This window comes from Sphingomonas sp. Leaf242, from assembly GCF_001422045.1.
GTDB lineage: Bacteria > Pseudomonadota > Alphaproteobacteria > Sphingomonadales > Sphingomonadaceae > Sphingomonas.
The window spans coordinates 495,603-511,978 of the sequence record NZ_LMLW01000009.1 but is presented as its reverse complement, the minus strand read 5'-3'; the positions used below and the strand labels follow the sequence as shown (position 1 = coordinate 511,978).

Annotated in this window: 15 protein-coding genes; 8 read left to right on the top strand and 7 right to left on the bottom strand. The window is 65.8% G+C overall.

Features of this window, described 5'->3' with window-relative positions; all coding sequences use genetic code 11:
• Nucleotides 1-174: 174 nt before the first annotated feature.
• The 4 genes from ASF09_RS13610 to ASF09_RS20735 all read right to left on the bottom strand — a co-directional run bounded on the left by ASF09_RS13610 (nt 175) and on the right by ASF09_RS20735 (nt 2,658).
• The gene (locus ASF09_RS13610) at nt 175-567 is read right to left on the bottom strand and encodes an NADH:ubiquinone oxidoreductase subunit NDUFA12 (RefSeq protein WP_060526682.1); all 393 of its coding nucleotides are present in this window, start codon (nt 565-567) and stop codon (nt 175-177) included.
• A gap of 240 nt (nt 568-807) precedes the next feature.
• Nucleotides 808-1,302: a DUF192 domain-containing protein gene (locus tag ASF09_RS13605; protein WP_082444293.1), complete on the bottom strand. Its 495-nt coding sequence runs from the start codon at nt 1,300-1,302 to the stop codon at nt 808-810.
• A complete protein-coding gene (locus ASF09_RS13600) occupies nt 1,302-1,886 on the bottom strand; it encodes a cold-shock protein (protein WP_082444292.1) in 585 nt (194 codons plus the stop codon). Before ASF09_RS13600 ends, ASF09_RS13605 begins: the two co-directional genes overlap by 1 nt.
• Nucleotides 1,887-1,980: 94 nt before the next feature.
• Nucleotides 1,981-2,658: a regulatory protein RecX gene (locus tag ASF09_RS20735; RefSeq protein WP_200912567.1), complete on the bottom strand. Its 678-nt coding sequence runs from the start codon at nt 2,656-2,658 to the stop codon at nt 1,981-1,983.
• Between the two features lie 116 nt (nt 2,659-2,774).
• Between ASF09_RS20735 and ASF09_RS13590 the strand changes: the two genes are divergently transcribed.
• Complete coding sequence (locus tag ASF09_RS13590) at nt 2,775-4,544, top strand: fatty acyl-AMP ligase (RefSeq protein ID WP_060526805.1); 1,770 nt, start codon at nt 2,775-2,777, stop codon at nt 4,542-4,544.
• A gap of 137 nt (nt 4,545-4,681) precedes the next feature.
• Complete coding sequence (locus ASF09_RS13585; protein ID WP_235529826.1) at nt 4,682-7,039, top strand: putative bifunctional diguanylate cyclase/phosphodiesterase; 2,358 nt, start codon at nt 4,682-4,684, stop codon at nt 7,037-7,039.
• A gap of 57 nt (nt 7,040-7,096) precedes the next feature.
• Here ASF09_RS13585 and ASF09_RS13580 read toward each other — a convergent pair whose 3' ends face one another.
• Nucleotides 7,097-8,413, bottom strand: coding sequence for a M20/M25/M40 family metallo-hydrolase (locus ASF09_RS13580; protein ID WP_060526681.1), 1,317 nt, complete (start codon nt 8,411-8,413; stop codon nt 7,097-7,099).
• Nucleotides 8,414-8,624: 211 nt separating this feature from the next.
• On the opposite strand from ASF09_RS13580, the gene ASF09_RS13575 reads away from it, so the two are divergent.
• Nucleotides 8,625-9,281 (top strand): PAS domain-containing protein, encoded by a 657-nt coding sequence (locus ASF09_RS13575; RefSeq protein ID WP_056051359.1) that lies wholly within the window; start codon nt 8,625-8,627, stop codon nt 9,279-9,281.
• Here the strand turns inward: ASF09_RS13575 and ASF09_RS13570 are convergent.
• A complete protein-coding gene (locus tag ASF09_RS13570; protein ID WP_056051362.1) occupies nt 9,274-9,729 on the bottom strand; it encodes a universal stress protein in 456 nt (151 codons plus the stop codon). The two genes, ASF09_RS13575 and ASF09_RS13570, sit on opposite strands and share 8 nt — an antisense overlap.
• Before the next feature lie 122 nt (nt 9,730-9,851).
• Between ASF09_RS13570 and ASF09_RS13565 the strand changes: the two genes are divergently transcribed.
• The 5 genes from ASF09_RS13565 (at nt 9,852) to ASF09_RS13545 (ending at nt 15,189) form a co-directional block, all read left to right on the top strand.
• A complete protein-coding gene (locus ASF09_RS13565; protein WP_060526680.1) occupies nt 9,852-11,204 on the top strand; it encodes a pyruvate dehydrogenase complex dihydrolipoamide acetyltransferase in 1,353 nt (450 codons plus the stop codon).
• Nucleotides 11,205-11,319: 115 nt separating this feature from the next.
• On the top strand, nt 11,320-11,532 hold the full coding sequence (locus ASF09_RS13560; RefSeq protein WP_060526803.1) for a hypothetical protein: 213 nt from the start codon (nt 11,320-11,322) through the stop codon (nt 11,530-11,532).
• Between the two features lie 44 nt (nt 11,533-11,576).
• Nucleotides 11,577-11,918 (top strand): acyl-CoA thioesterase, encoded by a 342-nt coding sequence (locus tag ASF09_RS13555; protein ID WP_060526802.1) that lies wholly within the window; start codon nt 11,577-11,579, stop codon nt 11,916-11,918.
• 15 nt (nt 11,919-11,933) lie between these two features.
• A complete protein-coding gene (gene lpdA / locus ASF09_RS13550) occupies nt 11,934-13,328 on the top strand; it encodes a dihydrolipoyl dehydrogenase (protein WP_060526679.1) in 1,395 nt (464 codons plus the stop codon).
• Between the two features lie 436 nt (nt 13,329-13,764).
• Nucleotides 13,765-15,189 carry a hypothetical protein gene (locus tag ASF09_RS13545; protein ID WP_060526678.1) on the top strand — a complete coding sequence of 475 codons (1,425 nt, stop codon included), beginning with the start codon at nt 13,765-13,767 and terminating at the stop codon, nt 15,187-15,189.
• Between the two features lie 14 nt (nt 15,190-15,203).
• Here ASF09_RS13545 and ASF09_RS13540 read toward each other — a convergent pair whose 3' ends face one another.
• Nucleotides 15,204-16,313, bottom strand: a complete 1,110-nt coding sequence (locus ASF09_RS13540; RefSeq protein WP_082444304.1) for an RcnB family protein — start codon at nt 16,311-16,313, stop codon at nt 15,204-15,206.
• Between the last annotated feature and the right edge of the window lie 63 nt (nt 16,314-16,376).

The following is a 16,376-nucleotide window of genomic DNA, read 5'->3' as shown; positions in this document are numbered from 1 at the left end:
CCGCCGCCCCGGTATCGATCGTCTCGACCGAAGAGTTCGTCGACTCGTCCGCCATCGGCAGATCCTGCTGGACGACCCCGGCAGGCTTATTCGGCGTCTGCAACGCGCGATAGCCGAACCAGCCGCCCACCCCCAGCGCCACGACCAGCACGGCCGCGGCAAGCCAGCGCAAATTCACCCTTCGGGGACCCAGGCTTCGTAGTCACCCGTGGCCGCCGCACGCGTTCCGCCCTTTTCGAGCGCACCCGAAGGCCGATAGGCGAGTGAGGTGCCGGTCATGTTGGGAATCGCCGGCTTCTGCCAGGCGCGAACAGGCGGCAAAGCGCGCTCGGGAACGTCGTCGACCTGATGATGCAACCAGCTGAACCACGCGGGCGGGACTCGGCTGGCGTCAGTCGCGCCCTGATAGATCACCCAGCGACGCGGGTTGCCGGCGGTATCCTTGCCGCCCTCGTAATAGACGTTACCAAGCGCGTCCTCGCCCTTCTTCGCCATGCTGCGCAAGCCGAATTTGGTGCCGAGGGTGGCGCCGTTCCACCACGTGAAAGTCGATGCGAGAAAGCCCATGCCGATGCGCTTAACCCGAGTGAGGGCGGGCTTCAACCATGATGATGGCCGAGGTCGGGCGAAGCCTCGCTTCCTGTGTAATTCGACAGGCGTGTCGGTGCTCACCCTTTTGCAGCGAGGGTGTGCCCGCGTTCGACCGACATGCTGGTTCCCCTTGTTGCGGGGAAACACGCTACCCTGTGTAGAAAGGACGCCGTCCCCATCAAAGCCGGTCTCGCCGGTCCGGCAGACCCTTCCGCGCTACTTCTCGCTCTCGTCCCAAGTTACGCGATCACCCTCGGCGATCCCCAATTCCGCAGACCGTCCACCCATCAGTTCCAGCACTGCGCCGACCGGTTCGCCCGACGGGATCGGCGCCTCGGAAAACGGCACGGTGTTTTCCGCGATCCGGGCGATCGTCCGGTCTGCGCGGATGTAGAGAATGTCGAGCGGACTCGGCGTATTCTTCATCCAGAAGTTCGCGTTCACCGGCGCGCCGCCGTCGGCCGGATACGGCCAGAACAACATTCCACCATCGGGTTTCAGATCGGTCCGGTACATCAGGCCGCGTTCTTGTTCCGCCGCCGTCTTCGCGCGCTCGACGACGAACACATGCGGGCCGTTCGCGCTTCTGATCGTGAGTGTGACCACCGCGGCATTCTCGGTCTTGGTATCGGTATGCATGTACGCGATCCCGCCCGCTCCTGCTCCGCCAATCAGAACCGCGGCCAGACCGGCCTTGGCAAGTACGCTCATTACAAACCCTCTTCGACCACGACCGCCAGCGGCCCCTTCCGTCCTGCGACGACCCGCGCGCGGAGCGGCTGGTCGGGCTCGACCGATTCGATACCGGCGCGGCGTAGCGTCTCCATATGGACGAATATATCGCTGCCGTCTGCGCTACGGACTAGAAAGCCATAGCCCTTGAGGCGGTTGAACCATTTGACAACGACCGGCTCGAACGGCCCAGCGGCATCGATCATCGCGATCGGATCGACCCGGTCCGGCGACGATGTCGACGTCCGCTCCACCTCGGCGACGGCGTTGGTCATGTCGATCGAGACGATCTCGCGCGCCTGGAACCCTCGACCGCGCTGAACCGACAGAGTCTCGATTCGTGCGCCCTCGGGCAGACTGCGGCGGCCATGAGGCTGCAGGACGGAGAAATGGACGAGGATATCACCAACGCTGTCGTCGTCCGCGACGGCGAAACCGAACCCACGGGTCACGTCGAACCACTTGATGACGCCGCCGATCGCACGCACATCGACGCCGCCGACAAGTCCGGCCAATAGTCCCCCGTTGTCGATGGTGGCTTCGATCGCAGTTTCGACCGGCATTTCCGCCCCTGTTTGCGTCACTATACGCATCATTACACCCCTAGCCGCCTAGCTAGCACGCTTCGTCGCAATCGCAACGAATCCATGACGGACATCACTCGAAATCGGATGCTTCTACAACAGCCGACGGCGGGGCGGCGACGATCCGCCGTGCCAGATCGAAACGGTGACCGGCGCGAAGCATTGCCGCAAGTTGCTTCTCGTGCAGTTTTCGGTCCCCGTGCCCATCGCTGTCCCCGCTGCCGTATGGGCCGATCCGCTTGCGACGTGCGAACGCCAGCGCCGATTCGACCGCGCGGTCGGCAATCGCCGGCGCGACCGAGTCCGCGTCGCTTTCGTCGATGCCCGCTTCGCGAAATGCGCCCGCGACACGTCGCGCCCCCAGGCCCCGCCGCTGCATCGCCGCCGCGCGCTGCTCGGCAAAGGCCCGGTCGTCGACATAGCCGAGCTCGGCCATACGTTGCGCCAACTCGGCAGGGTCGGCGTCGGCGCCGGCAGCCTCGTCGGCCCAACCACGTTCGCGGATCTTGCGGTTGAGGTAATCGGTCAGCCGCCCCCGCGTCGTCGCGAACCGTTCGACGTAGCGGAGCGCCAAACGTTCGAGCGCGGCGGCATCGAGTGGTTTGGGCGCGGGCCGTTCGCGCGATCGGCTCTTGTCCTGGCCTTTGCCCCACCCGCCGCGTTTCGCCGTGCCACGACCATCCGTCGAGCGACTACTGTCGGAGTCGCTAGCGTCCCGTTGGGGGTCGAGGGCATCGTCATCGTCGTCCACGCCATCATTGTGCCACACTGACACCCGAAGTTGAACGGCTAGACTAGAGATAGGCGTGGTGTGTTCGATCGCCGCGACGGAGCAAGGCAGGAACTGCGATGACGACCGAAACGGCAATGACCGACACGGCCACCACCGACGGCAAGCACGGCCAGACCGTAGCGGCCCCTGTCGCCACGCCGACCGCAGACGCCCTGCCGCGCCGCTTCGCCGATTTCGGCACGCTGGGCGAAGCCCTCGACTACGCCGCGAGCGGTAACCGTGGTCTTAATTTTCACGACGCGCGTGGCACTTTGGCTCAGCCCTATCCCTACAGCCAGCTCCGTACCGACGCGCGCGCGATGGCCGATCGCCTGATCGCCGCCGGTGTTGCCCCCGCCGATCGCATTGCGCTGGTCGCGGAGACCGGTCCCGAGTTCGCTGCGCTGTTCTTCGGCGTCGTCTATGCCGGCGCCTGGCCCGTGCCGCTGCCGCTGCCGACCTCGTTCGGCGGCCGCGATTCGTACATCGAACAGCTTCGCGTCCAGCTCGAGAGCTGCGACCCGAAAATGCTGATCTTCCCGCCCGAACTCGCGCAAATGGCGGGCGAGGCCGCGCGCCTGTCTGGCACCGTCGGGATCGACTGGTCCGAGTTCGCGACGCGCGAGGCGCCCGCGGCAACGCTGCCCGAGGCCAAGCCGGACGACATCGCATATCTGCAATATTCGAGCGGCTCGACGCGCTTCCCGCACGGCGTCATCATTACCCATGCGGCGCTGCTCAACAACCTGGCCGCGCATAGCCACGGCATGGAAGTCTGCGACACCGATCGCTGTGTCTCCTGGTTGCCCTGGTATCACGACATGGGTCTGGTGGGCTGCTTCCTGTCGCCGATCGCCAACCAGGTCTCCACAGATTACCTCAAGACCGAGGATTTCGCGCGCCGTCCGCTCGCGTGGCTCGATCTCATCAGCCGCAACGAGGGTACGACGCTCAGCTATTCGCCGACCTTCGGCTATGACATCTGCTCGCGCCGCATGTCGTCGCAGACCAAGGCGAGCGACCGCTTCGACCTGTCGCGCTGGCGCGTCGCCGGCAACGGCGCCGACATGATTCGCCCCGACGTGATGCAATCGTTCGTGGACGCGTTCGCCGATGCCGGCTTCAAGGCGAGTGCGTTCCTGCCGAGCTACGGCCTTGCCGAGGCGACGCTCGCGGTCTCGCTGATGCCGCCGGGCGAAGGCATCCGCGTCGAACTGGTCGAGGAAACCCAGCTCTCGGGGGGTAGCCGCGGCGGTGACCGTCCCCAGCGGTATCGCGCGATCGTCAACTGCGGCAAGCCGGTCCGCGACATGCGCATCGAAATCCGTGAAGAGGACGGCACGCCGCTCCCCGAGCGCGCGATCGGCAAGGTCTGGTGCAGCGGCAAGTCGGTGATGGTCGGCTACTTCCGCGACGACGCGGCGACCGAGGCGTGCATGTCCGGCGGTTGGCTCGATACCGGCGACATGGGTTATATGTCGGACGGCTATATCTACATCGTCGGCCGCGCCAAGGACATGATCATCGTCAACGGCAAGAACCACTGGCCGCAGGACATCGAATGGGCGGTGGAACAGCTCCCCGGCTTCAAGGCCGGCGACATCGCCGCGTTCGCGATCACGACGCCTGGCGGCGAGGAGACCCCCGCCGTACTGGTCCAATGCCGCAGCTCGGACGAAGCCGAACGCCTGCGCCTGCGCGACGAGATCCGCGAGCGCGTGCGGTCGGTGACGGGCATGAACTGCCTGATCGAACTGATTCCGCCGCGGACGCTACCACGCACCTCGTCGGGCAAGCTCAGCCGGGCTAAGGCTCGCAACCTGTATCTCAGCGGCGATATCAAACCATACGATATCGCAGCCTGAGATAGCGCCTCGATTGCGATGCTCTGCGGTTCTTAGTTGGGCAGAACGCGCCGGTAGGACAGAGATCCGCGATGAATCGTGATATCGGCGACGGTACGCCAACAGTCTGCTAACTAAAGCTTATTAGGGTTCGCTCCGTGAGCATCAAAACCCCTTCACCGTTGCGCGGGATCGCAGTCACGCTTCCCTTGTTGTTAGGTCTGCGCGACGGCTCCGATCCGGTCGAATGGAGCCGAATCCGGACTGCGCAACTGCACGGCGGGCGCAGGATGGCGCTGGTGATGCTCGCGGCGAACGGTATCGCCGCAACCGCCACGGCGCTGCTGGTCGACGACACGTCGCCGCAATGGCAGATCGCCAGCTGGCTCGGCGTGCTGCTGCTCGTCGTCGGCGGCATCGCAGCCCGGCGCCTCAGGGCACCCCAACTCGGCGATGGCCAGATCGCGCTGCGCGATGTCCGCAACACCGGCTGGGAAGGCTTGCTGCTGGCGCTAGCCTGGTCGACCGTACCCGTGCTGTTCTGTACCCATGCGCCGTCCGGGACGACCGCGGGTCTCGGGCTGACCCTGTGCGCACTGATGACCGGCGCGGCGTTCGCGATGGCGCCGCTGACGCTCGGAACCTTGGTCTTCCTCGGGTATCTTGGCAGTGCTGTCACGCTCCAGCTAGCTATGGCAGGCACGATCGCGGCCTCGGTCGGTGTGTTCGTCTTCACCCTGCTGCTGATGCTGGTCTGCGTCAGCCGCGCGCGGACGCTGATGCTGCTCCACGCCAGCGAGATGGCGCTCGACGAGCGCGACGAGACCGTCAGCCTGCTGCTGCGCGAGTTCGAGGAGACCGGCGCCGACTGGCTGTGGGAGACCGATGCCACGCGCCGCATCGTCCGCGCCTCGCCGCGTTTCGCGTTCGCCGCCGGCCTCGATCCGGCCAGCATCGACGGCATGCCGTTGCTCCAGCTGCTCGCCGGGCCGACCTGGGAGACCGGTGATTTCGCCACCGGATTGCGCACGCTCGCCGACAAGATGAAGAAACGCGAGAGCTTTCGCGATCTGCGCCTGCCCGTGCAGATCAAGGGCGAAGATCGCTGGTGGGAGATCGCGGCCTCGCCGCGGTTCGACGATCGCGGCGTGTTCAGCGGGTTCCGCGGGGTCGGCTCCGACATCACCGAACAGCGCAAATCGGTCGACAAGATCAACCGGATGGCGCGCTTCGACACGCTCACCGGGCTGCCCAACCGGCTGATGGTCAACGAAACACTGGTCCGGACGATCGGCGACGCCGGCCAATGGGGCGGCCGGTACGCGTTCATGATGCTCGACCTCGACCGGTTCAAGGCGGTCAACGACACGCTTGGCCATCCGTTCGGCGATCGCCTGCTGAGCCGCGTCTCCGAACGGCTGAGCCAGTTGATGACCGACAACGAACTGTGCGGTCGGCTCGGCGGCGACGAGTTCGCGGTCATCGTCCGCGACGCCAGCGATCAGGTCGCGCTCGAATCGCTCGCCCAGCGGATCATCGACTCGCTGTCGCTCCCCTACGAAATGGATGCGCACACGCTCTACATAGGCGCGAGCATCGGTCTCGCGGTCGGTCCGCGCGATGGCCGGACCGCGGAAATGCTCATCCGTTCGGCCGATCTTGCCTTGTACCGCGCCAAGGATGCCGGTCGCGGCGTCTACCGCAGCTACGAACCCGCGCTTCACGTTCAGGCCGAAGAGCGTCGCGTCCTCGAAATCGCGCTGCGCACCGCGGTCGAGAATGGCGAGATGCATCTCGTCTACCAGCCCGTCGTCGACGCCGAAACCGGCGTCCTGCTGGGTTTCGAGGCGTTGCTGCGCTGGAATAGCCCGGAATTCGGCATCGTGTCGCCCGACAAGTTCATCCCGCTCGCCGAGGAAACTCGGCTGATCGCCAATATCGGCGCCTGGGTCCTGCGCACCGCGTGCGAGGAGGCTGCGCGCTGGCCATCGGTGATCCGGATCGCGGTCAACGTATCGCCCGACCAGCTGCAGAACCCCGGATTCGTGACGACCGTCACCGGCGCGCTGGCCAGCTCCGGCCTGTCCGCCGAACGGCTCGAGCTCGAAGTGACCGAGAGCGTGTTCATGCATGAGGGGCTGGGCGTCGCCAAGGTCCTCGAACGCGTCCTCGATCTCGGCGTGCGGCTTAGCCTCGACGATTTCGGGACCGGCTATTCGTCGCTCGGCTATCTTAGCCGGACGCGGTTCTCATCGATCAAGATCGATCGCAGTTTCGTCCAGGACGCGGCCAAGGGGATGCGCGAGGCGATCGCGATCATTCGTGCGGTCGTCGCGCTGGCCGAGAGCCTCGGCATGGCGACCACTGCCGAGGGCGTCGAGACCGAGGCCGAACACCGGATGGTCCGGCAATTCGGCTGCACCAAGGTTCAGGGCTATTATTTCGGTCGCCCGCTTCCGGTCGAGGAAGCCCGCGCGTTGGCCAACCGCGGTTGGCAAAAGTCGGCGGCCGCCTGATCCGGCAGCCGCCACCGACCGCCGCCCCCCAACGCCGACAGTAATTTCCTGCCGCGACTATCGGCGGCGCTCACGCCCACCGAAACTGACCAGACTCTCGGCGCCATCCGCTGACAGCGCCGACACGCCGACGAACGTGTCGTCGACCGGCACCTGGACCAGCACCGCCTGCGTACCCGTCACGTCGCGGACGTCCGTCCAGCCCTGCGCGTCGTTGCGGCGCCACCGGACGCGGTAGCGTGCGGCGCCCGGCACGGCAGTCCATTCGACCGTCGTATCGCGCGACAAGGCACCCGCGATCGATACGTCTTCGGGCGCCGCCGGCGCGGCGGCAATCTGCGCGATCGTCGCCACGTTGATCGCCGTCACCTTGGCCAGATACGGAAAGTCCATGCCCTCGATCGTGTCGCCGTAGACGACACCTTTTTCGGTGCGCAGATCCTGATGCTGGCGATCCCAGTTCTCGGCCGCGACCGAGAACCGTACCGCGGGATAGCCGAGCTTGAGAAACGGTTCGTGATCGCCACCGCGACCGAATCGATCCGGCCGCCGATCGATCATCACGTCGAGCCCGCCCGGAATGCCGCCGGCGATCCCATCGATCGCCTTGGCCAGCGCGCGACTTGGGCCATCGTCCTCGCCGCCCTCCGCACGCCGTCCCTGTTGCGCGACCATGTCTTCCGATGCGCGAATGCCTTCCGAAAACACGCGCACCTTGTCCGCGACCCGGACGCCGCCCTGCCCGACCGTGTTGCCGACGATGTCGTTGTTGAGCATCGCCGACACCTGCCAGCCGCGCGCCTTCGCCGTATCGGCGAGCAGTTCGGCGCCCCACAAGCCCTGTTCCTCGCCGGAGAACACCGCGTAGACGATCGTCGCGTCGAACTGACTTTGCGACAGCAGACGAGCAGCCTCGAAGACCAGCGCCACGCCCGAGGCATTGTCGTTGGCGCCCGGCGCGTCGGAGGTCGCGTTCATGACATCGGTCACGCGGCTGTCGATATGTGCGCCGACGATCACCACCCGGTTCGGATCGCGGCCCTTCTGGATCCCCAGGACGTCTTCTACCACCACGCCGGTCGGTGCGCGCGGGCCGGTGAAACGTCGGGAAATCCGGTCGACCGCGATGCACCCACCGCACGATGCACCGATCTCCGTAAAGCGGCGCGCTGCCCAGGTCCGGGCGGCGCCGATACCGCGCTTGGGGTCGGTCGTGGTCGACGCCGTGTGGCGTGTGCCGAAATCGACCATCGTTGCGACGTCCGCCTTCAATCGGGTCGCAGACGGCTTCGCCGAGGTAGCGGATTGAGTCGCGGGTGGGGGCGCGAGCGGGGCGGCGGCTGCGAGAAGCAGTGGAACGATAAGGGTCGACATGGAATGATCGTGCCCGGATCGCAGGCACGCCTCAAGTGTTTAATATCGCCGAGACGAACCAACTGAAACTGGAATTCAGCTGAAGATCACTTTCGGCGAAATCGATAAATCGCACGAACATGATTCAGATTTGATACTTTTTAATCAAATGCGTAGAGGTACTTATCGAAATCCGGGACCGATAGTGATTATAGGCCATTCAATCTCGAATATGGACGGTATCATACAAGCCATCGATGAACCGGTGGCTCGTGTGCTGAAACGTACGCGCACAGAGCTGATCGGCATGTCGTATACGTCAATCACGCACCCTGAGGATATCGCTCGCAACGTATCGCAGGTCCAAGCTCTTCGTCCAAATGGTCAGTCGCAATCGATCCGCAAGCGATATCTTGGCGGCGATGGCAGTATCATCACGCTCACTGTCCAGGTTTTGCGTATCGGCAGCGGCGAGAGCGGCCATCTCGTTGGCACGATGTCGGCCGCAGCCCCACTCGGCTCGATGATTGCAGGTCCGCGTCACGACGATCGCCTACCACATAGTCTTTGGCGCCGCGCAAAGGATCTGCTCGCGGTTATGCAAGCACGCGATAAGACGCTGGGCGGCGATCTGTTCGCCGATCATGCCTGGGCGCTGCTGTTGAGCGTCTATGTGGCGGAGGCCGAGAGTCGGATCGCAACGGTCGACTCGGTCGCCAGCCAGCTCGGTCTAAATCGCGCGACCTTGGATCGCTGGATTCGTGTGCTGGAGGCCAAATCGCTGGTCGATCCGCCCGATAGCATGCGCGAAGCACTCCAGCTGACCCGCTCCGGCATCGACGATGTCGAACGGCTTTTGTCGACCCGATCGCTGGTGGACGTCAGCTAAGACGATCGATCGCCTCGCGCGTCAGCGACCCGGGAATGATCATGACGGGGACCGGCAGCGCACCCGCGTCGGTTCCCGCGAAATGCGCGATCAACTCGCCCGGCGCGCCGATAGCAGCCGCGCCGAGCACCAGTGCAGCGATCTCCGGGTTCGCCGCGATCATCTCGCGGATGATCTTCGGCGCTTCGCCTTCGCGGACGGTGATCGACGGACGAAGGCCGGATTCCTCCAGCAACGTGCCCGCGGCGCCGGCGACCAACCCCTCGGCGTGCAACCGCGCTTCCTCCTCGATCGTCGCCTGGACACCGCCGAACGCGATGAACTCCTGCGGCGGGATCACGGTGAGGATCTCGACGCCGCCGCCGGTCTTCACCGCCCTCCGAGCCGCGAACCGCAACGCGATGCCAGCTTCCGGACTATCGTCGATAACCACCAGATAAATGCGCATTTTAGCCCCCGTTATTGCCGGTAATTGGGCCGGGGCGGGTGGATACGCAAGTGCGCCGGGGTTGACCCGAGCGGACGAGGGCGCGAGTAGGCATGCCGTTACGTCACGCCCTGGGGAAATCCATGTCGATCGAGATCAAGATGCCTGCGCTGTCCCCCACCATGGAGGAGGGTACTCTCGCCAAGTGGCTGATCAAGGAAGGCGACGTCGTCAAATCCGGCGACCTGATGGCCGAGATCGAGACCGACAAGGCGACGATGGAATTCGAAGCCGTCGACGAAGGCACCGTGGTAAAGATCCTCGTCGCCGAGGGTACCGACAACGTGAAGGTCGGCACCGTCATCGCGATCATCGCCGAAGAGGGCGAGGACGCGTCTTCGGTCTCGTCCGCGCCGACCAAGAGCGAGACGCCCGAACCGGCCGCGAAGGAATCGGAAGCCAAGCCCGATCCGACGGACCCGAACAAGACCGGGACCGAGGCCAAGCCGGTCGAGCGGACCGAAGCTTCGGCCGAGGATCATGGCCGTCCCGACGACGCCGGTTCGGCCAAGCCTGCCGCCAGCGGCGACCGCGTGAAGGCGAGCCCGCTCGCGCGTCGCCTCGCCGCCGACAAGGGCATCGATCTCGGTGCCGTATCCGGCTCCGGCCCCAAAGGTCGTATCGTCAAGGCCGACGTCGAGAGCGCAAAGCCGGGTGCCGCACCCGCTGCTGCGAAAACCGAAGCTGCTGCGCCAACCGCGTCTGCTGCTCCGGCGCCTGCCGCAAAGCCGGCTACCGTGCCGGATATCCCGCATGAGGCGACCAAGCTCAGCAACGTGCGGAAAACGATCGCACGTCGCCTGACCGAGTCGAAGCAGACCGTTCCGCATATCTACCTGACGGTGAACATCCGTCTCGACGCGTTGCTCAAGCTGCGTGGCGAGTTGAACAAAAGCCTCGAATCGCGCGGCGTGAAGCTGTCGGTCAACGACCTGCTGATAAAGGCGCAGGCCGTCGCGCTCATGCAGGTGCCGACCTGCAACGTGATGTTCACGCCCGACCAGCTGATTACCTTCCAGCGGGCCGACATCTCGGTCGCGGTCAGCACGCCATCGGGGCTGATCACGCCGATCATCGTCGGTGCCGATACCGCCTCGCTGTCGTCGATCTCGACGCAGATGAAGGACCTTGCGGCACGGGCTCGCGACGGCAAGCTGAAGCCCGAGGAATATCAGGGCGGTACCGCCTCGATCAGCAACATGGGCATGTTCGGCATCACGCAGTTCGATGCGGTCATCAACCCGCCGCAGGCGATGATCCTCGCGGTCGGCGCGGGCGAGAAGCGTCCGTACGTGGTCGGTGACGAGCTGACCGTCGCGACCGTGATGTCGGCGACCGGCAGCTTCGATCACCGCGCGATCGACGGCGCGGACGGCGCGCAGTTCATGAAGGCGTTCAAGCACCTCGTCGAAAACCCGCTGGGCATGCTGGCGTAGTCTGACGGACATGGACTTGACCGCCTCCACTCCGTTCGCCCTGAGCGAAGTCGAAGGGCATGAGGCTCATGTACCTCGACTGCGCTCGGCACGAACGGTTTAGGGGGTGTTCGACATGAAGAAGACGACCATCGAGATCCTGCACATCTTCGCAGGTCTCGTAGTCGCAATCGCGATCACCTGGGCGGCGGCATGGTCCTACCCACTCGGGCAGGACGTGATCTGGGCGTGCGGGGCTGCGGCGATGGTCGCGACCGTACTGATGGGCGTAGGGCCATTACGCCGTGCCCGCCGTCTCGACCGAACGACCCGCAGGAGTGAAGCGTGACCGATCTGCCCCCCAACAAGGCCCCGACGATCCGCGTCACCGCGATGCCGGCCGACGCCAATCCGTATGGCGATATCTTCGGCGGCTGGCTGATGGGCCAGATGGATCTTGCCGCGGGTTCGGTCGCGTCCCGGCGCAGCGGCGGCCGTGCCGTCACGATCGCCGCGGACGCGATGAAGTTCCACATGCCGGTCGTCGTCGGTGACGAAGTCTCGGTCTATGCCGAGCTGAGCGCGGTCGGGCGTACCTCGATGACGATCGAAGTCGAGGCGTGGCGCCGCGCGCGTCACAGCAACGACAGCTGCAAGGTCACGCAGGCGCGCTTCATCTTCGTGGCGGTCGGCGACGATCGCAAACCGCGGCCCGTGCCGCCCGAAACCAACTGAATCGAAGGACTTACCGTGGCTGATACCTATGATCTCGTCATCCTCGGCTCGGGCCCCGGCGGCTACGTCGCCGCGATCCGCGCGTCGCAACTCGGCCTAAAGGTCGCGATCGTCGAGCGCGAGCGGCTGGGCGGCATCTGCCTCAACTGGGGCTGCATCCCGACCAAGGCGCTGCTCCGCACGTCGGAAATCTATCACTACATGCAGAACGCCAAGAGCTACGGCCTCAAGGCGGACAATGTCGGGTTCGACCTCGCCAAAATCGTCGATCGTTCGCGCAAGGTCGCCGGCCAGCTCAATGCCGGCGTCAAGGGCCTGATGAAGAAGAACAAGGTGACCGTAGTCGAGGGCGTCGGCACGGTTACGGCGAAGGGCAAGCTCAGCGTCAAGCAGGGCGACAAGACCGTCGAGCTCGAAGCCAAGAACATCATCGTCGCGACCGGCGCCCGCGCGCGCGACCTGCCGTTCGCCAAGGCTGACGGCGAACGGATCTGGACCTATCGTCACGCGATGGTGCCGACCGAGATGCCGACCAAGCTGCTCGTGATCGGCTCGGGCGCGATCGGCGTCGAGTTCGCCAGCTTCTACAACGACATGGGCGCCGACGTGACGATCGTCGAGATGCTCCCGCGAATCCTTCCCGTCGAGGACGAGGAAGTCTCCGCGTTCATGGACAAGGCGCTGACCAAGCAGGGCATCAAGCTGCTGACCCAGACCGGTCTCGAAGGGCTGACCCCTTCGGCGAACGGCGTCACGGCGAAGATCAAGGCGAAGGACGGCAAGGTTTCGGAAGAAACCTTCAGCCACGCGATCATCGCGATCGGCATCGTCCCCAACACCGAGAATATCGGACTGGAGGCGCTCGGCGTCGAGACCGATCGCGGGCATATCAAGACCGACGGCTACGGCCGCACCAACGTCGACGGCATCTGGGCGATCGGCGACGTCACCGGCGCGCCGTGGCTCGCGCACAAGGCCAGCCATGAGGGCATCATCGCGGTCGAGAAAATCGCCGGCGGTTCGCCGCACCAGATGGACAAGGCCAACATCCCCGGTTGTACCTATTCGCGCCCGCAGGTGGCGTCGGTCGGCATGACCGAGGCAAAGGCCAAGGAGGCCGGGTACGAGCTGAAGGTCGGCAAATTCCCCTTCATAGGCAACGGCAAGGCGATCGCGCTGGGCGAGGCCGAGGGTTTCGTGAAGACGGTGTTCAATGCGAAGACCGGCGAGCTGCTCGGCGCGCACATGGTCGGCGCGGAAGTCACCGAGCTGATCCAGGGCTATGTCGTCGCGCGCCAGCTCGAGACGACCGAAGCCGAGCTGATGGAGACGGTGTTCGCACATCCGACTCTGTCCGAGATGATGCACGAGAGCGTCCTGGCCGCCTACGGCCGCGCAATCCACTACTGAGCTTGCGTCCCTACCCATCTAGGCGGAGCTGGCACTGAAGGGTTGCAGGGGCACAACGCGCAGAGGGGTGGTCGCTTACCGCCCCCTCCGTCTTGCAAGCGCCAGCCACCTCCCCCTGGCGGGGGAAGATTTGAGGTTGGTACTCCAGTCGCCTCCGTCATCCTGACGAAAGTCGGGATCCAGGATACCAGCCGCCGCCCTTGTGGCTCTGGGTCCTGACTTTCGTCAGGATGACGGAGGCGGGTGGGGCGTCCTTTTGTCAGGCACGAGTCGAGACCAGTCTGATATCCGGCCGACCGACCGATCCGAGCGAACCATACCGTTTCGGCCCTATTTCTCTTGACCCTCGCGCGCGACGCGGCAAAGGGTCGCGCCGGCCACGACGTCCCGCTTTCAGGATTTCGCGGCGCATAAGCCACCGGTGCGGGAACCGCGAATGTCGATTGAACCAGACTCCCGCCTCACGCACCGCCACATCACGATAACGGCGGTCGCACTATGCATCGCCTCGCTCGCGCTCTTCTGGCCGGGCACCGCGATGTACGACACCGTCACGCAATATCAACAGGTCCTGTCGGGCGTGTACGACGATTGGCACCCACCGGCGATGGCGCGAGTCTGGGCGCTACTCGCGCCGCTCGGGCCAGGCGCGACGCCGATGCTGGTCCTGCAACTCGTCACCTATTGGCTCGGGCTCGGTTTGATCGCCACCGCGCTAGCCCGGATCGGTCGCACCCGCGGCGCCGCCGCGATCCTCGCGATCGGCCTGCTCCCACCCTTTCTCGGCTGGCAGGGCGTCGTGCTCAAGGACGCACAACTCGCTGGCGCGCTTCTCGCCGCAGTCGGCATCATAGGCTGGTGGCGACTCATGCAGCGCCCGCTGCCCCGCGCGATGTATATCCCGGTCGCACTGCTACTCGCCTACGCCGTGCTGGTCCGCGCCAACGCCGTGTTCATCGTCGTTCCGCTGATCGTGACGCTGGCCCCGCGCCCGGCACACCCCCTCACCAAGCTCGTCGCCGGTCTCGTCGCGGTGGTCGCCGTGCTCGGCGTCGCGCCGATCGTGAACCACCAGTTGCTCCGCGCGCAACCCAGTGGGGTCGAAGCGACGCAGGCGCTCTACGACATAGCGGGCATCGCCGCGCGTACGCCGGACGCCAATACCATAGGCCTTACCCGGCAAGAGACAGCAATCGTGATCCAGCGGCGGTGCGCGAAGCCGTTCTTCTGGGATCCGCTCGGCGACGATGCGCATTGCGGAACGACGATGGCACGGCTGCGGGCGCTGCCGACCACGACGCTGTACCTCACGCTGGCGTCGGCGGCGCTGCATCATCCGATCGCCTATGCCGGGCACCGCTTCGCGCATCTGAACTCGACCGACCGGTGGCTGGTCCCGTTCCACTGGCCGAGTGCCGCGCCGCCCGTCGCGTCGGAGCCGAACACGATCGGGCTCGCCAACCCCAGTGCAGGAGCCCGCGCGTGGGAGGTGCTGACCGCGATGATCGTCGAGACCCCGCTCGGCTGGCCAATCGCCTGGATCGTCGTCGCGATCACCGCGCTTGCCGCAAGCCTGTCGCGCCCGCGCGATCCTGTCCGCGAACTCGCCACCGCGTTGCTGGTATCCGCCCTAGCGCTGGAGGTCAGCTTCGCGGCGCTGAGCATCGCGTCCGACCTGCGCTATCACCTGTGGCCGATGATCGCGACGGCGGTCTCCGTCGTCCTGCTCACCGATCGCGCACCGCCGCGGCGGGTCCTGATGATCGGCGCAATGGCGCTGACGATCGTGATCTGCAGCGGGCTGGTGGCGCGCATGACGCTACCCCTCCCGCCCCAGTCCTATGCCGGCATGCTGGGGTGAGCCACCTGCAGCGCCTAGCGCCGGCGTAGCTTGCGCCGCGGATAGGGCACCGTCTCGTAATATTCTGTGGTCGTCGTGGTCGTCGTCACCGGGACGGACTGAACGACCACCGTCGTCGAGCCTGCCGGATAGGCCGGGCCGCTGGTGGTCGTGACCGTCGTGGCACCATCGCGCGAAACCCAGGTTTCGCCCGGCGCACTCGCGTAGGTACGCGGCGGCTGATAGCCGGCGCCATAGGGCAGCGCGTAGTCGTCCGCATATGTGCGCGGGGGCGGCGCATAATCGTCCGCATACGGCGCGGGCGGCGGATAGCCTGCGCCGTATCCCGCACGGACTGGTGACGGCGTGCGACGGCCACGATCCTCGGCCTTGTCGATCGCGTAGCCTGCCGCTGCGCCGACGCCGGCACCGATCAGCGTACCGCCGAGACGGTTGCCACGTCCGGCGATGACGTTGCCCGCGACGCCACCGGCTACGGCACCGATCGCGGCACCGCCCAGACCCGTGTCGCGCCGATCGTAGCGACCATCGTCCGACCGCGGCGTGCGACCATCATCATATGGCGGCGCATACCCGCGTTCGCTCGGCCCGGCGTACACCGTGTCGTTTGCCGCATAATCCCGAGGACTTATCGTCACCGAACTGCTCGAATCATAGCGGTCCCAATCGACGTCGCCGACGGTGTCGTAAACCGATCCTCGCGGGTCGATCAGGACGGCGTCGTCGTAGTAGCGCGCCCAGTTATACCCCTGCGGCGGTTGCGGAAGACCGTAGGTCGACCAGTCGCCCACGTAGAAGCGCGGCGCATTCCAATAGCCGGGCACCGCCCAGCCGCGATGCGGGCGGCGGTAGCCGGTCCAGCCGCCCGGCGCGTTCGCACCGGCCCACCAGCGACCACCGATCTTGCTGCCCCAACGCGGCTGGCGGTGCGGTCCCACCTGTCGCGACGCGGTCTGCACGATGGGAGGATTGGCGGCTATCGGACCGGGCCGGCGGGGATTCGCCATCGGTGCCTGCATCGTCGCGCCCGGCATGCCGTAGCCGGCGCCGGGCCGCTGCTGCGCGTGCGCCGCGCCGCCGCCGACCAAGGCGAGCCCTGCGCTCGCGAGAATAAGGCTCCGCATGTTCATCTCCCTGGTTCCGCCACCCTATCCCGCGCAAACGCCGGATGTCTTGAGGGGTTGCTT